The sequence below is a fragment of the Lysobacter korlensis genome, from assembly GCF_042434515.1.
Map to the genome: position 1 here is coordinate 595,197 of NZ_JBHLTG010000003.1, position 17,011 is coordinate 612,207.

Annotated in this window: 18 protein-coding genes and 1 other RNA gene; 16 read left to right on the top strand and 3 right to left on the bottom strand. The window is 67.6% G+C overall.

The window, feature by feature from the left end; genetic code table 11:
* Positions 1-144: 144 nt before the first annotated feature.
* The 7 genes from rpsF (at position 145) to ACFFGH_RS15805 (ending at position 5,422) form a co-directional block, all read left to right on the top strand.
* A complete protein-coding gene (rpsF, locus tag ACFFGH_RS15775; protein ID WP_386669904.1) occupies positions 145-570 on the top strand; it encodes a 30S ribosomal protein S6 in 426 nt (141 codons plus the stop codon).
* A gap of 25 nt (positions 571-595) precedes the next feature.
* On the top strand, positions 596-826 hold the full coding sequence (gene rpsR, locus ACFFGH_RS15780) for a 30S ribosomal protein S18 (RefSeq protein WP_031372470.1): 231 nt from the start codon (positions 596-598) through the stop codon (positions 824-826).
* A gap of 193 nt (positions 827-1,019) precedes the next feature.
* Positions 1,020-1,472, top strand: coding sequence for a 50S ribosomal protein L9 (gene rplI, locus ACFFGH_RS15785; RefSeq protein WP_386669908.1), 453 nt, complete (start codon positions 1,020-1,022; stop codon positions 1,470-1,472).
* A 321-nt stretch (positions 1,473-1,793) separates the two neighbouring features.
* Positions 1,794-3,206 (top strand): replicative DNA helicase, encoded by a 1,413-nt coding sequence (locus ACFFGH_RS15790; RefSeq protein WP_386669911.1) that lies wholly within the window; start codon positions 1,794-1,796, stop codon positions 3,204-3,206.
* Positions 3,207-3,215: 9 nt separating this feature from the next.
* A complete protein-coding gene (locus ACFFGH_RS15795; protein ID WP_386669913.1) occupies positions 3,216-3,431 on the top strand; it encodes a KTSC domain-containing protein in 216 nt (71 codons plus the stop codon).
* A 56-nt stretch (positions 3,432-3,487) separates the two neighbouring features.
* The gene (gene alr / locus ACFFGH_RS15800) at positions 3,488-4,564 is read left to right on the top strand and encodes an alanine racemase (RefSeq protein WP_386669915.1); all 1,077 of its coding nucleotides are present in this window, start codon (positions 3,488-3,490) and stop codon (positions 4,562-4,564) included.
* A gap of 150 nt (positions 4,565-4,714) precedes the next feature.
* Complete coding sequence (locus ACFFGH_RS15805) at positions 4,715-5,422, top strand: YiaD family glycine zipper/OmpA-like lipoprotein (RefSeq protein ID WP_386669918.1); 708 nt, start codon at positions 4,715-4,717, stop codon at positions 5,420-5,422.
* A 125-nt stretch (positions 5,423-5,547) separates the two neighbouring features.
* On the opposite strand, the gene ACFFGH_RS15810 is transcribed toward ACFFGH_RS15805, so the two are convergent.
* The gene (locus ACFFGH_RS15810; protein ID WP_386669920.1) at positions 5,548-6,039 is read right to left on the bottom strand and encodes an MgtC/SapB family protein; all 492 of its coding nucleotides are present in this window, start codon (positions 6,037-6,039) and stop codon (positions 5,548-5,550) included.
* Between the two features lie 98 nt (positions 6,040-6,137).
* Between ACFFGH_RS15810 and ACFFGH_RS15815 the strand changes: the two genes are divergently transcribed.
* The 6 genes from ACFFGH_RS15815 (at position 6,138) to ACFFGH_RS15840 (ending at position 14,710) form a co-directional block, all read left to right on the top strand.
* Complete coding sequence (locus tag ACFFGH_RS15815) at positions 6,138-7,151, top strand: ligase-associated DNA damage response exonuclease (RefSeq protein WP_386669923.1); 1,014 nt, start codon at positions 6,138-6,140, stop codon at positions 7,149-7,151.
* A 28-nt stretch (positions 7,152-7,179) separates the two neighbouring features.
* A complete protein-coding gene (locus ACFFGH_RS15820; protein ID WP_386669925.1) occupies positions 7,180-8,772 on the top strand; it encodes an ATP-dependent DNA ligase in 1,593 nt (530 codons plus the stop codon).
* Positions 8,769-11,372 (top strand): ligase-associated DNA damage response DEXH box helicase, encoded by a 2,604-nt coding sequence (locus ACFFGH_RS15825; RefSeq protein ID WP_386669928.1) that lies wholly within the window; start codon positions 8,769-8,771, stop codon positions 11,370-11,372. Before ACFFGH_RS15820 ends, ACFFGH_RS15825 begins: the two co-directional genes overlap by 4 nt.
* Entirely contained in the window at positions 11,356-12,012 is a 657-nt protein-coding gene (pdeM, locus tag ACFFGH_RS15830; RefSeq protein WP_386669931.1) for a ligase-associated DNA damage response endonuclease PdeM, read from the top strand. Before ACFFGH_RS15825 ends, pdeM begins: the two co-directional genes overlap by 17 nt.
* 86 nt (positions 12,013-12,098) lie before the next feature.
* Positions 12,099-12,452: a transfer-messenger RNA gene (gene ssrA / locus ACFFGH_RS15835) on the top strand.
* Between the two features lie 59 nt (positions 12,453-12,511).
* On the top strand, positions 12,512-14,710 hold the full coding sequence (locus ACFFGH_RS15840) for a CHASE domain-containing protein (protein WP_386669933.1): 2,199 nt from the start codon (positions 12,512-12,514) through the stop codon (positions 14,708-14,710).
* A 12-nt stretch (positions 14,711-14,722) separates the two neighbouring features.
* On the opposite strand, the gene smpB is transcribed toward ACFFGH_RS15840, so the two are convergent.
* Entirely contained in the window at positions 14,723-15,235 is a 513-nt protein-coding gene (smpB, locus tag ACFFGH_RS15845; RefSeq protein WP_386669936.1) for an SsrA-binding protein SmpB, read from the bottom strand.
* 61 nt (positions 15,236-15,296) lie between these two features.
* Between smpB and ACFFGH_RS15850 the strand changes: the two genes are divergently transcribed.
* Positions 15,297-15,740: a type II toxin-antitoxin system RatA family toxin gene (locus ACFFGH_RS15850; protein ID WP_386670263.1), complete on the top strand. Its 444-nt coding sequence runs from the start codon at positions 15,297-15,299 to the stop codon at positions 15,738-15,740.
* Positions 15,737-16,000: an RnfH family protein gene (locus ACFFGH_RS15855; protein WP_386669938.1), complete on the top strand. Its 264-nt coding sequence runs from the start codon at positions 15,737-15,739 to the stop codon at positions 15,998-16,000. The genes ACFFGH_RS15850 and ACFFGH_RS15855 overlap by 4 nt, the downstream gene beginning before the upstream one ends.
* A 53-nt stretch (positions 16,001-16,053) precedes the next feature.
* Here the strand turns inward: ACFFGH_RS15855 and ACFFGH_RS15860 are convergent, their stop codons facing one another.
* On the bottom strand, positions 16,054-16,455 hold the full coding sequence (locus tag ACFFGH_RS15860; RefSeq protein WP_386669940.1) for an outer membrane protein assembly factor BamE: 402 nt from the start codon (positions 16,453-16,455) through the stop codon (positions 16,054-16,056).
* Between the two features lie 129 nt (positions 16,456-16,584).
* Between ACFFGH_RS15860 and fur the strand changes: the two genes are divergently transcribed.
* Entirely contained in the window at positions 16,585-16,989 is a 405-nt protein-coding gene (gene fur / locus ACFFGH_RS15865) for a ferric iron uptake transcriptional regulator (protein WP_386669942.1), read from the top strand.
* Positions 16,990-17,011: the final 22 nt, after the last annotated feature.

Genomic DNA, 17,011 nt, shown 5'->3' on the forward strand with positions numbered 1-17,011 from the left:
CGTTTGCTGAGGGGCGGGACCAGCTGCCATACTGTCTGGCTCCCGCAGGCTTGACCTGCCGGGACCTTGCTCCACCGCGCCCACCCTGGGTGGCGGGGGGCTGAACAGGCCGCCGTCCGCGGTCGTCATCCACAAGGAACCACCATGCGTCATTACGAAGTCGTGTTCCTGGTCCATCCGGACCAGAGCGAGCAGGTGCCCGCCATGATCGAGCGCTACCGCGGTCTGATCGAGAACGGCGCGGGCAAGATCCACCGCCTCGAAGACTGGGGCCGCCGTCAGCTGGCGTACCCGATCGAGAACTTGGTCAAGGCGCACTACGTGCTGCTGAACATCGAGTGCAACCAGGACGTGCTCAACGAGCTCGTCGATGGCTTCCGCTTCAACGATGCCGTGCTGCGTCACCTCGTCATGAAGCGCGACGAGGCCGACACCGAGCAGTCGCTGATCATGAAGTTCAAGGACGAGAAGGGCGACAAGCCCGAGCGCGGCGAGCGCCGCCGCCGTGACGAAGACGGCGACAACGCGGTCGGCAATGCCGACTCCGCCGATAACGCCGAAGCCGCCTGATCACGCCCTGTAGGAGCCGCGTCCCATGTCCAAGTTCTTTCGTCGTCGCAAGTTCTGCAAATTCACCGCCGAGGGCGTCAAGGAGATCGATTACAAGGATCTCAACACCCTGCGCCAGTACCTGACCGAGACCGGCAAGATCGTGCCGAGCCGCGTGACGGGTACGAAGTCGAAATACCAGCGCCAGCTGGCGACGGCCGTCAAGCGCGCCCGTTTCCTCGCGCTGATCCCGTACACCGACAACCACAACGCGTAAGCCGGGTCTTCCGGAAGCGCCCGCACTTCGATGTGCGCGCTTCGCAGGGAAAAGCCCGCTTCGTTGCAAGTGGTCGATCCGTGAAGCCTGCTTCGGCGGGCTTTGCGTTTCCGGGTCATGAATCGTTTCACCGTCCATTCGGACAGCCATCGCTGCGGCGCATCGCGTCGCTAACGAATACGGAATCAATCCAATGCAACTGATCCTCCTGCAGAACGTCACAAACCTCGGCAAGCTCGGCGACAAGGTCACCGTCAAGCCCGGTTACGGCCGCAACTTCCTCGTCCCGCAGGGCAAGGCCGTGCCGGCCACCGCCTCGAACCTTGCCGACTTCGAATCCCGTCGCGCCGAGTTCGAAGCCAAGGCCAAGGCCCAGCTCGAGGGCGCGGAAGGCCGCAAGGCCGCGCTCGACGGCGCCGAAGTCACGATTAGCGCGAACGCGTCGACCGAGGGCAAGCTGTACGGCTCGATCAGCCCGCGCGATATCGCCGAGGCGCTGAGCAAGCACGGCAACAAGGTCGACAAGTCGGAAGTGGTGCTGGGCGAAGGCCCGCTGCGCCGCACCGGCGAGTACGAGATCGTCGTGCGCCTGCACGCCGATATCGAAGCGACGGTGAAGGTGATCGTGGTCGGCGAAGCCGCCTGATCCCGTAGCTACCGTGGTTTGGCAGAAGGCGCCGAAAGGCGCCTTTTGTTTTGTCCGACCCGCAGCCTCGCGCTGCGCGGACGTGCCGAGCACGGCGTGCCCGGCCGCGTTGTCGGGGTCGCACAGAGGCCAGGGGATGGCGGGCCCACGGGCCGCGCAGGACGCCCGTACCTGATCCGAGCGTTTGAGACGCGCGCCCGCTAAAACGTCAGTTATCCACAGGTTGCTCCATCGCGCGTCCACAGGCGCGGTCCCTACGATGGCTGTCCGATCGCATCGCCGCCGCGCTTCGCGCGTCCCGGCTTCAGGAGTTCCCGTCCCATGAATGCACGCCCCGGTTTCCGCAAGGACAAGCGGTTCGAGACCCGGGCCGAGCAGCGCGTCGACCAGCTGCGCGTGCCGCCGCAGTCCGTCGAGGCCGAGCAGGCCGTGCTCGGCGGCCTGATGCTTGCCCCGGACGCGTACGACCGCGTCGCCGACCAGCTGACCGACAATGACTTCTACCGGCGCGACCACCAGCTGATCTTCCGCGCGATCCGCGAGCTTGCCGAGAAGAACCGTCCGTTCGATGCGGTCACGCTGGGCGAGTGGTTCGAATCGATGGGCCAGTCGGAACTCGTCGCCGGCGGCGCGTACCTGATCGAACTGGCCAGCACCACGCCTTCGGCCGCGAACATCGTCGCGTACGCCGAGATCGTTCGCGACAAGGCCGTGCTGCGGCAGCTGATCGAAGTCGGCACCGGCATCGTCAACGATGGCTTCCAGCCCGATGGGCGCGAAAGCGGCGAGATCCTCGCGAAAGCCGAGCAGGACGTGTTCGCGATCGCCGAAGCTGGTGCACGCGGGCGCACGGACTTCGTCCCGATGAACAAGGCGCTGTCGGAAGCGTTCGACGTGCTGCAGACGCGTTACGCGAACGGCGGCAGCGTGACCGGCCTGCCCACCGGCTACACCGAGTTCGACGACATGACGGCCGGCCTGCAGCCAACCGACCTGATCATCCTCGCGGCGCGTCCTGCGATGGGCAAGACGACGTTCGCGCTCAACATCGCCGAGCACGCCGCGATACGCACCAAGAAGGCGGTCGCGGTGTTCTCGATGGAAATGTCTTCGAGCCAGCTGGCGCTGCGCCTGATCTCTTCGAACGGCCGCGTCAACGCCCAGCGTTTGCGCAACGGCCAGCTCGAGGACGAGGACTGGAGCCGGGTGACGAGCGCGATTCGAATGCTGCGCGAGGCGAAGATCTTCATCGACGACACGCCGGGTCTGTCGCCCGAGGTGCTGCGTGCGAAAGCTCGCCGACTCAAGCGCGAACACGACCTCGGCCTGGTGGTGATCGACTACCTGCAGCTCATGAGCGTGCCGGGCAACACCGAGAATCGCGCAACCGAGATCTCCGAGATCTCGCGCTCGCTCAAGCACCTCGCCAAAGAGCTCAACGTCCCGGTGATCGCGCTGTCCCAGCTCAACCGCTCGCTCGAGCAGCGCGCCGACAAGCGTCCGGTGATGGCCGATCTTCGCGAATCCGGCGCGATCGAGCAGGACGCCGACATCATCCTGTTCATCTACCGCGATGACTACTACAACAAGGAAAACTCGCCGGACAAGGGGCTGGCCGAGATCATCATCGGCAAGCAGCGTAACGGCCCGACCGGCTCGGTAAAGCTCAAGTTCTTTGGCGAGTACACGCGCTTCGACAACCTTTCACATGATTCGGTTGGCGCGTTCGAATAACGTGCGCGGATGGAGCGCGTACCGGTCGAATCGCAAGCTCTCAGCAGCGTCGGTTATGACCCGGCGCAGCGCGTGCTGGAAGTCGAGTTCAGCAGCGGCGAGGTCTATCGGTACTTCAACGTCCCCGAGAACGAATACGTCGCGCTGATGGAGGCCGATTCGTTCGGCCTGTACTTCATCGAGAATGTCCGCAAGCGCGGCTACCGGTTCCACCACGTCGGCTGAGCCGGGCGGGGATGTGGCGACGCGGCTGCCGTCATCGGCTGGCTAAACTAGCGCGCATGGCACGACCGACCTCAGCGACCATCCATATCGACGCGCTGCGCCACAACCTCGGCCAGGTGCGCCTGCGCGCGCCTGGGAGCCGGGTGATGGCGGTGGTGAAGGCCGACGGTTACGGCCACGGCCTGGAGCGCGTTGCCCGCGCGCTGGCAGGTGCGGATGCGTTCGGCGTCGCCGCGCTGTCCGATGCCGAGCGGCTGCGTGCCGCGGGCATCTCTCAACCGATCCTGCTGCTGTCGGGTTTCGACGAGCCAGCCGATATCGCGCGCCTGCGTCAGCTCCAGGTCGACACGGTGGTGCACCACATGAGCCAGCTGCAGATGCTCGAGCAGGCCGACGTGGGCGAGCCGATCCGGTGCTGGCTCAAGGTTGACTCGGGCATGCATCGGCTCGGGTTCGCGCCGGAGTTCGTGCGGGAGGCGCATGCGCGGCTGTCCGCGTTGGACGGGGTCGTCGGCGAGATCGTGCCGATGAGCCATTTCGCGAGTTCGGACGAATTCGACGAGCCCCAGACCGCCGAGCAGATGCGCGTGTTCGGCGAAGCCACGGCGGGGCTGCCCGGGCCACGCTCGCTTGCGAACTCGGCGGCCGTGCTCGGTTGGCCTGATGCGCATGCGCAGTGGGTACGTCCCGGTGGTGCGCTGTACGGCATGTCCGTGGTCGCGGGCACCACGGGAGCGGATTTCGGTCTGCGCCCTGCGATGACGCTCGCGACGCGACTGATCGCAGTGAACCACGTGCGCAAAGGCAGCCGTATCGGCTACGCGGCCACTTGGGAGTGCCCGGAGGACATGCCGGTCGGCGTGGCCGCGATCGGCTACGGCGACGGCTACCCGCGCGCCGCGCCGGCGGGTACTCCCGTGCTGGTTGCCGGGCAGCCGACGCAGCTGATCGGGCGTGTATCCATGGACCTGATGACCATCGACCTGCGCGGCGTGCCGGGCGCGAACGTCGGAGACCCGGTGACCCTGTGGGGGCCCGATCTGCCGGTCGAGCGCATCGCCGCGATGGCGGGAACGATCTCGTACGAGTTGACCTGCTCAATCACGCGGCGGGTTCGCTTCGTCGAATCGTGAGCGACTGCTGGGTGGGCCTGTTGCATCGCGCGGCGCCCTTGCACGAGCAGTACGACTGCAAGCTGAACAGGCTCGGCGGCCGCTCACCTCCCAGATACTGTTGCGCCCGTAGCGTGGAGTGCGTCGTTTAACGTCCATGAGAGGAACGCCATGAATACCAACCTGAAGCTTGCACTGGCTGCTGCCGCGGTCAGCACTGCACTGGCCGGTTGCGCTACGACCGGCGGCGGTTATTACGGCGGCCAGGGCCAGGCCGGCTATCCGCCGCCGCAGCAGAGCGAGTACGACAAAACCCGCCGCAATGCCGCGATCGGCGCCGCCGTTGGTGCCGTCGCCGGCCTGCTGAGCGGTGATGATGCGACCGAGCGTCGTCAGCGCGCGCTGGTCGGTGCCGGCGTCGGCGGCCTCGCCGGTGGCGCGGTCGGCGCGTACCAGGATCGCCAGGAGCGCGTACTGCGCGACCAGCTGGCCGGCAGCGGTGTGGAGGTCGTGCGTCAGGGCGACAACATTACGCTGAACATGCCAGAGGCGATCACGTTCGGTTTCGACCGCTCGGATCTGCAGTCGCAGTTCTATCCGGTGCTCGACCGCCTGGCCGGCACGCTGCAGCAGTACAACCAGACGATCGTCGAGGTTGCCGGCCACACTGACAGCAAGGGTGCCGATGCGTACAACCAGCAGCTGTCGATGCGCCGCGCCGACTCGGTGGCGAACTACCTGATGGGCCGTGGCCTGATGCGTGATCGTTTCATCGTGACCGGTGCTGGCGAATCGCGTCCGGTGGCGAGCAACGAAACCGAGTCCGGCCGCGCGCAGAACCGCCGCGTCGAAATCACGCTGGTGCCCGTGCGTTCGTAAGCGCAGTTGGAACGTTTGTTGGCCCGCGGGCACACGGGGTCGGCAGTTTCGGAAGGGCGAAGCCAGTGGCTTCGCCCTTTTTCATGCGCGATGCCCACAGGACGACGGCCCGGGGCTCGCATCGCTCAGCCTTCGGGATCGTGTTCGCGCCTGAGGCCCGCGCGGTCCCGAAGCCGGCGATCGAGCAGGCGGAGCACGGTCAGCACCGCCAGCGTGAGGATCGTTGCCGCGAACGACAGCACGAAATAGTTGAGGCCCGCGGCGATGCCGATAACCGCCACCATCAGCAGCGATGCTGCGGTGGTGATTCCGGTGATGTTGTCCGCGCGACCGTGCGAGAAGATCGTGCCGGCACCAATGAACGCGACGCCCGCGATGACCGCCTCGATCAGGCGCAGCGGGTCGCTGGCGATGCGCACGGTCTGGGTGGCCTGGCGACTGTCGTCGACCCAGAGCATTCCGATGCCGAGCAGCAGCGATGAGGCGCCTGCTACCAGCATGTGGGTACGAAAGCCCGCGGGGCGGTTACGCAGCTCGCGCTCGACGCCGATGACGCCGCCGAGCAGCATCGCGTAGCCGGTCGCAAACACGATCGTGAGTTGTTGGGTCCAGTCCATACGGCCGACCCTGCGGCACGACGCATCAAAACCTCGTCATCGGCCCCGGCCGCGCGGTGTATGCGGGGCGCTGACACCGCCGGCGATACGGTGCGTCGATGCGCGCCCGACCCGACCTCGTCGTCCTGCGCCCGGAGGGCCTGTACTGCCCCGCGGGCGACTTCTACATCGACCCGTGGAAGCCGGTCGCGCGCGCCGTGATCACTCATGGGCACGGCGACCATGCCCGCAGCGGCATGGGCGTCTATCACGTCGTAGCCGACGGGCTGCCGATCCTGCGCTGGCGTTTGGGCGAGCAGGACTACCGGGTCTACGAATACGGCGAGCCGTTCGACCTGGGCGACGCACGCGTCTCGCTTCACCCGGCCGGTCACGTGCTGGGGTCGTCGCAGGTGCGTATCGAAGTCGACGGCGAAGTCTGGGTTGCTTCGGGCGACTACAAGCGGCAGCCCGATCCGACCTGTGTGCCGTTCGAGGTTGTGCACTGCGATGTGTTCATTACCGAAAGCACATTCGGACTGCCGATCTACCGCTGGCCGCACACGCCCGACGTCGCACGCGACATCGTGGAGTGGCGCAACGCCTGCGGTGAGCGTGGTGAAGCGGCGGTGCTGCTCTGCTATGCACTCGGCAAGGCGCAGCGGCTCCTCGCGGAACTCGAGGCGTTCACCGACCGGCCGGCGCTGCTGCACGGCGCGGTCGCAGCCGGGGTGGAGGTGTATCGCGGCGCCGGCGTTCGGATGCTCGAGACGCGGCTGGTCAGCGAGACCGCGAAAGGCGCCGAATTTGCGGGCGAGCTGATTGTCGCGCCGCCGTCGGCCGCGGGCAGTTCGTGGATGCGCCGTTTCAAGCGCGCGCAGACCGGCTTCGCATCGGGCTGGATGCGCGTGCGCGGCAACCGGCGCCGCCGCAATTACGACCGCGGATTCGTAGTGTCCGACCATGCCGACTGGCCGGACCTGATGCGGACGATCCGTGCAACCGGCGCGAGCCGCGTCATCGCCACGCACGGCAGCACCGATGCGATCGTGCGCGCGCTCAACGAATCGGGCATCGCCGCGGAAGCGCTGCGCACGGAATTCGGCGAAGCGGTGGAGGGCGAACAGGAATGACAGCCCACGCGCCGCCCCGGAGGCCGCGATGAGACGCTTTGCGGCGCTCTACCGAGAGCTCGACCGCAGCACCGCGACGCTCGACAAGCGCGCTGCGCTGATCGCGTATTTCCGCAGCGCACCGCCCGAGGACGCTGTGTGGGCGCTCTGGCTTCTCTCCGGCGGCAAGCTTGCGCGCATCGCGACCACGCGCGAGCTTCGGCAATGGCTCGGAGAAGTCACGGGCACGCCCGAATGGCTGGTCGAGGATTGCCATGCGCACGTCGGCGACCTCGCTGAAACCCTCACGCTGCTGCTCGACGACCCGCCCGTGCCCGAGGACGACGTGCCGCTGCGCGAGTGGATCGAGCGCCGCCTGCTTCCCTATGCCGGACGCGACGTTCCGCTTCGACGGGAAGCGGTGGTCAACGGCTGGCGGCAACTGAGGTTCGACGAGCGTTTCGTATTCAACAAGATGCTGACCGGCGCGCTGCGTGTCGGCGTCTCTCAGCGGCTCGTGCAGCAGGCGCTGGCCGAAATGTCCGGCGTCGATATCGCGCGCATTGCGCAACGCATGCTCGGCGCGTGGACGCCATCGCCGGGGTTCCTGCGCGACCTGCTCAGCGAAGGCGAACTTGCCACCGACCGCCAGCAGCCGTATCCGTTCTTCCTCGCATCGCCGCTCGAAACCGGGCCGGAATCGCTTGGCGCGGTCGAGGACTGGCTGCTGGAGTGGAAGTGGGACGGCATCCGCCTGCAGCTGATCCGGCGCAGCGGCGAGGTGGCGCTGTGGTCGCGTGGCGAGGAGCGCCTCGACGGGCGCTTTCCGGAAATCGAAGCCGCAGCCGCAACGCTGCCGCGCGACTGCGTGATCGACGGCGAGCTGCTCGGATGGCGCGGGTCCGAGCCGCAGCCCTTGCCATTCACCGCGCTGCAGACGCGAATCCAGCGTCGCAAGCCGGGCCCCAAGACGCTGGCGGACACGCCGGTGCAGGCGCTGGCCTATGACCTGCTCGAACTCGACGGCGAAGACCTTCGCGAGCGGCCGCTGGCGGAGCGCCGCGCCGCGCTTGCCCGGTTGTTGGAGGCGCATGCCAGCCCGATCATTCGCGTGTCGCCGCAGGTGGCTGCGGCGTCGTGGGAAGAAGCGGCCGCGCTGCGCGAAAACTCGCGCGCGCAGGGCGTCGAAGGCCTGATGATCAAGCGCGCGGCCTCGCCCTACCAGTCCGGCCGGCGGCGTGGCGACTGGTGGAAATGGAAGATCGACCCGCTGACAATCGATGCGGTGCTCGTCTATGCGCAGTCGGGCAGCGGCCGGCGCAGCACGTTGTTCACCGATTACACGTTTGCGCTCTGGAACGGCGATGTGCTGGTGCCGGTCGCCAAGGCGTATTCCGGACTCGACGACAAGGAGATCCTCACGCTCGACCGCTGGATCCGCGCGCATACCGTCGAACGTTTCGGCCCCGTGCGCTCGGTAGAACCGGTGCACGTGTTCGAGCTGGGCTTCGAGGCGGTGAACCGTTCGACGCGACACAAGTCGGGCATCGCGGTGCGCTTCCCGCGCATTCTTCGATGGCGCCACGACAAGCCGGTGGCGGAGGCTGATCGCGTCGACACGCTGCGGGCGCTCGCGCGGTGAGCGCGGCGCGAGCGCGCAAGCCGGCTGCCGCGGCGGCGCGCGACCCGCAGGAACGTCTGGACGGGTGGTTCGCATCGCGCGGCTGGACGCCACTGCCGTTCCAGCGCGAGGTCTGGCGTCGCTACCTCGCAGGCGAGTCCGGTCTGCTGCACACCCCGACGGGCAGCGGCAAGACGCTGGCGGCGTTCGGTGGGCCGTTGCTGGAAGCACTCGCTGACGATGTCGGCGCACGATCGCCGCGCAAAGCCGCGCAGGCCCCGGCACCTCCCGCACTGCCTGAAGGAAGGCTCCGCGTCGGTCGCAATGGTCGGCTGGTCAGGACCGCTGCCGCGCCTCCGGTCGCCGGGCGGGGCAGGGCGCGCGACCTCAAGCTGCTGTGGATCACGCCGCTCCGCGCACTGGCGACTGACAGCGTCCGCGCGTTGCGCGAGCCCGTGGACGCACTCGGGCTCGACTGGGAAGTCGGCCTCCGCACCGGGGATGCGAGCGCACGCGACCGCCGCCTTTCGCGCGACGGCAAGTTGGACGCGCTCGTCACCACGCCCGAGTCGTTCGCACTGCTGTTGTCCTACCCCGAGACCGCGCCGCAGCTCGCTTCGCTGCGCGCAATCGTCATCGACGAATGGCACGAACTGGTCGGCAACAAACGCGGCGTGCTGCTGCAGCTGTGCCTGGCGCGGGCGCGTGCACTCGCGCCGGAGTTGCGCATCTGGGGGCTGTCAGCCACGCTCGGCAACCTCGACGAAGCGCGCGACGTGCTGCTGCCGCACCGACCGGGCGCGGCCATCGTGTCCGGCGTCGCACCGCGCACGGTGACGCTCGAGTCGCTCGTGCCCGAAGCCGGTGAGCGTTTCGCCTGGGCCGGCCACCTCGGCCTGAGCCAGCTCTCGCGCGTGGCCGAGCGGGTATTGGCGGCCCGCACGAGCCTGGTGTTCACCAACACACGCGCCACGGCCGAACTGTGGCATCAGGCGCTGTCGGCGGTCTGGCCGGAAGACCCGGCGACGCTCGCGCTGCACCACGGCTCGATCGACGCGAAGCTCCGCGTCCGAACCGAGGCCGGTCTGCGCGACGGCAGCCTGAGGTGCGTCGTCGCCACGTCTAGCCTCGACCTGGGCGTGGATTTTCCCGCCGTCGACCAGGTGTTCCAGATCGGCAGTCCGAAAGGCGCCGCGCGCCTGCTGCAGCGCGCGGGACGCGCGAAGCATCGGCCCGGCGAAGCGGGGCACGTCGTATGTGTTCCGACGAATGCACTCGAACCGGTGGAATTCGCCGCCGTGCGCGAGGCGATCACCGGTGGACGCATCGAATCGCGCACGCCACCGCGGCTCAGCCTCGACGTGCTGGCCCAGCACTGCGTCACGCTCGCGCTCGGGGGCGGATTCGAAGCCGACGCGTTGTACGACGAGGTGCGCGGAACGCACGCGTTCGCGCAGCTCGATCCCGTCGCCTGGGGCGGGGTCCTGCAGTTTGTCGTGCAGGGCGGACGCGCACTCGAGCACTATCCCGACTACCGCCGTGTGGTGATCGGGGACGATGGCGTCTATCGCGTGGAGGACCGGCGGATCGCGACGCGGCATCGGCTGTCGATCGGCACGATCACGAGCGAGGGCTCGATCGCGGTCAAGCTGCTGCGTGGCGGCGCGCTGGGGACGGTCGAGGAAAGCTTCATCGCACGGCTGCGCCCGCGCGACCGTTTCCAGTTCACCGGCCGCATGCTCGAACTGGTGCGGCTGGAGCAGATGACCGCGTTCGTGCGCATCGTGCGCGGTGGTGAAGGGCAAGTGCCGAAGTGGCAGGGAGCGCGCATGTCCCTGTCGCGCGAGCTTGCGCATGGTGTCGAGCGGCTGCTCGAAGCACCAGCCGACGACCCGGAACTGCACGCGCTTGCGCCATTGCTCGAGTTGCAGGCCCGATTGTCGGAGCGGCCGGGGGCGGGACGGCTACTGGTCGAAGCCGTGAAGGCGCGCGACGGCCAGCACCTGTTCGTCTACCCGTTCGAAGGCCGCCAGACCCATGAGGGGCTTGCCGCGCTGCTCGCGCTGCGCTGGGGGCGTCTGCGTCCGAATACGTTCGGGTATGCGGCGAACGACTATGGCTTCGTGCTGTCGCCGGCCGAGCCGGTGCAGATCGACGAGGAGGAACTGCTGCAGCTGCTGCAGCCGGACAGCCTCGTCGAGGATCTTCGTGAAAGCCTGAATCTCGCCGAGCTGGCGCGTCGGCAGTTCCGCGAGATTGCGCGCGTAGCCGGACTGCTGCCGCCTTCGTTGCCGGGGCGGGCGCCACGGTCGATGCGGCAATTGCAGGCATCCAGTGGCCTGATCTACGACGTGCTGGCGCGCTACGACCCCGAGCACCTGCTGCTGCAGCTCGCCGAGCACGAGGTGCTGAGCCAGCAGCTCGAGGTGGGCCGGCTGCAGCGCGCGCTGCACGAATGCGCATCGCGCGATTTACGGTTGGTCCGGCCGCGCAGCCTCACGCCGCTGTCGTTCCCGCTGTGGGCGGAAGGCAAGCGCGGCCAGCTCAGCACCGAAGACTGGAGGACGCGCGTGCAGCGCGCCGCCGAGCAGCTCGAACGTCGCCATGCTCGAAAGCGTTGATATCGAACTTGCGGGCGAGCCGGTGCGTCTCTATGCCGACCGCGCCCTGTACTGGCCGCGCCGGGGGAGACTCATGGTGGCCGACCTCCATCTCGGCAAGGCCGATGTGTTCCGGCGTGCCGGCATCGGCCTGCCGCGCGGCGGCACGACCCACGACCTGCAACGGCTCGACCGGTTGCTCGCGGCGAGCGGCGCGAGCGCGCTTTGGGTACTCGGCGACGTGCTCCACGGCCCGGCGCCCGACGCGGCGTGGCGCGAGTCCTGGGTGCAGTGGCGGGAAGCGCATCGGGATATCCACGTCGCGGCCTTGGTCGGCAACCACGACCGGGCACTCGCAGGGGCGGGACTCGCGATCGAACTGCTAGGCGAGGCACTCGACGATCCGCCGTTCGCGCTGCGGCACGAACCGGCCCTCAGTCCCGGCCTCCACGTGCTCTGCGGCCATCTGCACCCGTGCGTCGGGTTGCCGGGACTCGGCGCGCGGCGCTGGCCTGCATTCTGGCTGCGCGAGGACCTCACGGTGCTGCCTGCCTTTTCAGCGTTCACCGGTGGTGTGGCGGTCGCGCACGGCCGCACCGAAGGCGTTGCCGTCTGCGTCGAAGGCACGATCACGTTGATCGGTGCGCACGCGCGCCGATGAACCCGCGCTGGCCCGTCCTTAAGCAACGCTTGTGATACGGGGGCAGGGGCCTATACTGGCCGGGTCAGCGATTCTGTCTGGCTCCCGGGGGTGCACTGGCTTCGACGGGGGTTGCGAAATCGCCTGGTGCATGCCGAGGGGGTAGCTTTCCTCGTAAATCCAGCTGCAAACTTTTAGTTGCCAACGACGACAACTACGCTCTCGCCGCTTAAGGCGTAAGCCCCGAAACTGCTTGTGTCCGTGCTCGCAGTGTAGGGTCATTATCACGGAATCGCCGGTGATGGCTGCCCGTCAGTCTCCGGTTAACTCAAAGCGGGCTTGTCGCAGGGTGCGCTTTGCACGCCGTGCTGCCATGCGACGAGAACCAACGGCGAGCTAAGCATGTAGTGCCGGGGATGTAGTGCCTTCGGACGGCGGTTCGATTCCGCCCACCTCCACCACTTCCCGAAAGCCCGCCGCAAGGCGGGCTTTTTCGTGGCATCGCGTATCCTGTCGGCGAATGGATGCGTCCCCCGACATCCCGCGTTCCAGCCGCTTCGAGAAGCACTTTCTCCCTCATGGTGGCCACCTCCTGGCGCTCGCCGTCCTGATCGGTGCGCTGGTGCTCGTGTTCGCGACCTGGCATAGCGTGCGCCAGCGCGAGCTGCGCGCGGCCGAGGCGCGCTTCATCGCCACGACTGCCGAAGTCGCCGACCTGCTGCAGCAGCGGCTCGTGCAGTACGAGCTGGTAACCCGTGGCGGCGCAGCGCTGTTCGCTTCCGTGAACCGTCCGACGCCACAGCAGTGGGCGTCCTACGTTGAAGGCATGGACATCGGCACGCGCTTCCCCGCGATGCTCGGTCTCGGATACGCGGCCTACGTCGATGGCGGCCGGATCGGGGACCTGCAGCTCGAGTGGCGCGATGCAGGCAACGGAATGCTCGCGGTGTTTCCGCGCGGGGTGCGGGAGGTGTACGGACCGGTGCTCTACCTGGAGCCGAGGTCGCCGGCTAACCAGCGTACGATCGGGTTCGACATGTTTTCCGAGCCCACGCGGGGTGCCGCGTTGCAGACCGCGCTCGAAACCGGCAGGGCGCGCCTGACCGGTCCTGTGCAACTGCTGCAGGACGGGCCGCTCAAGGCGACAGGGCTGCTGCTCTACCTGCCTGTGTACCGGGGCGGGGAGCAGCCGGCCGATGTCGAGGCGCGGCGCATGCTGATCCAGGGCTGGGTGTACGTCCCGTTCCGCATGCGGCAGTTCGTCGCCAGTTCGCTCGGCAACATCCGCCCGAATGCGCGGTTCCGCATCTACGACGTGACCGGCGGCAACGAAGTGCTGCTTTTCACGAACGCGTTCGGCCAGAGCGAGGAAACGCCGGCGTTCCGCTACAGCCGGCGCGTCGAGCTGTACGGTCGTGACTGGCGGATCGACTTCGACTCGCCGCCGATCGCGGTTGCCGCGCCGCGAATGCAGGCACTGCAGAACACGCTCGCGCTCGGCATTGTCGCGTCGCTGCTGATGTACGCGGTGGCGTGGATGCTCGCGCAGACGGAGGCGCGTGCGCGCATCATCGCGAGCCGGCTCACCGAGGACTACCGCCGCAGCGAGCAGCGCTTCCGCGGCGCGATGCAGTACTCGGCGATCGGCATGGTGCTACTCGACAGCCAGGGCCTCATCGTCGAGGCCAATCCGGCAATGGGCCGCATCATCGGCCGCGATCCGGCCGCGCTGGCGGGCACGCCGTTCCGCGCGCTGTTCGACGAGGACGAGGTGCGACGCGGGGAAGCCACACCGCTGCCTGCCGAAACCGGCGACGTGCGCCGCACGACACGGCGCTTCCACCACGAGGATGGCATTCCCCGCCACGTGCAGCTGACCTATGCCTCGGTGCCGGGCAACGTCGGTCAGGACGTCGCCGGGCTGGTGCAGGTCGAGGACGTCACCGAACGCCTGCGCGCCGAGGCGCGCGTGCACGCACTCAACCGCACATTGGAGGCACGCGTCGCGCTGCGCACGCGCGAGCTGAGCCAGGCCAACCAGGAGCTCGAATCGTTCGCGTACAGCGTGTCGCACGACCTGCGCGCGCCGTTGCGCGCAATCGAAGGATTCGGCCGCATCCTCTCCGAGCGCTACGGCGCGGCGCTCGACGACAGCGGCCGCGATTACCTGGGCCGGGTTCGCCGCGCGGCGTCGCGGATGGGCGAGCTGATCGACGCGATGCTGAAGATGTCCCGCCTCACGCGCGGTGAGCTCAAGCCCGAGGCCGTCGACCTCAGCCGCATGGCGCAGGAGATCGGCGAAGAGCTTCGCGCCGAGGATCCGCAACGTGAGGTGGAGTTCGTCGTACAGCTTGGCCTTGCGGCTTCCGGCGATCCCGCTCTGCTGCGCAACCTTCTGTCGAATCTGCTCGGAAACGCGTGGAAGTTCACACGCGGCCGCGACGCGGCACGCGTCGAGTTCGGCCTGCTCGCGGAGACGGATGAGTTCTTCGTGCGCGACAACGGCGCCGGTTTCTCACAGGCGTATGTCGACAAGCTGTTCCGCCCGTTCCAGCGCCTGCACAGCCAGGAGCAGTTCGCTGGCCACGGCATCGGCTTGGCGACGGTCAAGCGTATCGTCGAGCGCCACGGTGGCACGATCCGCGCCGAGGGCGCCGAAGGGCAGGGCGCGATGTTCCGGTTCACCCTGCCGGGCGACGCCGCGCACGATCACCGCTGACGCGAAGAGGCGTCAGGCGTTCTTGTTGTGCCGGCGCAGCACGCGCTGCTTCTCGCGCGCCCAGTCGCGTTCCTTGCTCGCTTCGCGCTTGTCGTGCGACTGCTTGCCCTTCGCGAGCACAACCTCGGCCTTCACCTTGTTGCCCTTCCAGTACAGCGCGGTCGGCACGACGGTGTAGCCCTCGCGCTGCACACGGCCGATCAGGTTGTCGATCTCGTGCCGGTGCAGCAGCAGCTTGCGCGTCCGCCGCTCTTCGGCCACGACGTGGCTCGACGCCGAGATCAGCGGCGTGATCTGTGCGCCGAACAGGTACATCTCGCCGTTACGGATGACCGCGTAGCTTTCGGTGATGTTCGCGCGTCCGGCCCGGATCGACTTCAGCTCCCAGCCCTGCAGGGCCAGGCCCGCCTCGAATTTGTCCTCGAAGTGATAGTCGTGCCGCGCACGCTTGTTCAGCGCGATGGTCCCGCCCGCGGAGGGCTTTCCCTTATCCTTGCCGGTCTTGTTCGTCGCATTCTTCGCCATCGCGCCATTGTCCCTGATTGCCGGGGATTTGCGTGAAGCAACACGCCCGCAGCCCGAATCCATGCCCGATATCCGCAGATCCGCCCTCGTCGAACACTCCGCAGCGCGCATGTTCGCGCTGGTCAACGACGTGGAGGCTTATCCGCGCCGATTCGACTGGTGCGAGAAAGCGCAGGTGCTTGAGTCGTCGGACAACCGTAAGGTCGCGCGGCTGGATCTGCGCATGGGCGGGCTGCGCACGTGGTTCGTCACGGAGAACACGCTCGCGCCGCCGCACCACATCGACCTGCGTCTCGTCGACGGTCCATTCAAGCAGCTGGGCGGGCGGTGGGAATTTCACGCGCTTGATGAATCAGCCTGCCGCGTGACGCTGACGCTGAGCTTCGAGCCCAAGGTACGGCTGCTCGCGCCTGCGCTTGCCCTGGGCTTCCAAGGGCTGGCCGACCGCATGGTCAACGACTTCGTGCGCGTTGCCGACCGCGACCCGGACACGAGCGTCCGGTGAAGGTCGAGGTCATTCGCGCCTGGCCGCGCCGGTTCGAAACGACGTTGCTCGAACTGCCGCTCGGAAGCACCGTCCGCGACGCATTGCGCAGCGTGCCGATGGCCGGCGGGGAGGTCGCGGTTGCGATCCACGGCCTGCGTGTGACGACCGATACGCCGTTATCGGATGGAGACCGGATCGAACTGCTGCGCCCGCTGGTGGCCGACCCGAAGGAGTCACGGCGCCGGCGGGCACGCGAACGGCAAGCTCCTGCCCGCTGACGCTGCGGCGATTCCCAGCCCGCAGGCGGAAAACCGAAGAGCAGGTGCGAAGGTCAGCGGCCGCCGCGGCGCTGCTTCTTCTTGTCCTTCGCCAGATTGCGGCCGAACTGCTTGACGGAGTTCTCGGCCAGCGCCTGGTCCTGCTCCGGGAAATAGTCGCCTTCCCAGCGCGCGAGCGTGTCGCCTTCGAACCACAGCGTGAAGTTCTTCACCCGGGTGTTCCCCGCGCGACCGATGCGCTGGCTTGCGGTGTAATCCCAGCGGTTCTGGTTGAACGGGTCAGCGATCGACGGCGTGCCGAGCAGCGTCACGACCTGCTGCTTGCTCATGCCAGCCTGCAACTGCTCGACTGCGGACTGCTCCAGCAGGTTGCCCTGGTAGATCGGCTGGCGATAGATCACGCCACAGCCGGCAGTGAGAACAGCGACGAGGAGAACGGGCAGGAGCTTGCGCATGGTGTGCATTGGCACCGGAAGCCGGCAGAGGAAACCGGCGCCGATGATACACTGCCGGCCCCGCCGAGGCCCGCTGACGCGGCCGTGTTCATCGCGGGTTTGGACAGCGCATCGTTACCGGAGGATTCCATGGAGTCGCAAGAGCTGCGCAAGGCCGGCCTGAAAGTCACGCAGCCGCGGATGCGCATCCTCGAGCTCCTCGAGAGTTCCAAGTCACGCCACGTCACGGCCGAAGACATCTACCGGATGCTGCTGGACCAGGATGAGGACATCGGCCTTGCAACGGTCTATCGCGTACTTACTCAGTTCGAAGCCGCGGGCCTCGTGTTGAAGCACAACTTCGAAGCGGGTCAGTCCGTCTACGAACTCGATCGCGGGCAGCACCACGACCACATGGTCGATATCGAAAGCGGCAAGATCGTCGAGTTCGAGAGCGCGGAAATCGAAGAACTGCAGCGCCGCATCGCCGAGAGCTTCGGCTACGAGATCGAGGACCATTCGCTGGTCCTGTACGTGCGCAAGAAGCGGCGCTGAGCCCGCGGCGACCGCAGCGGTC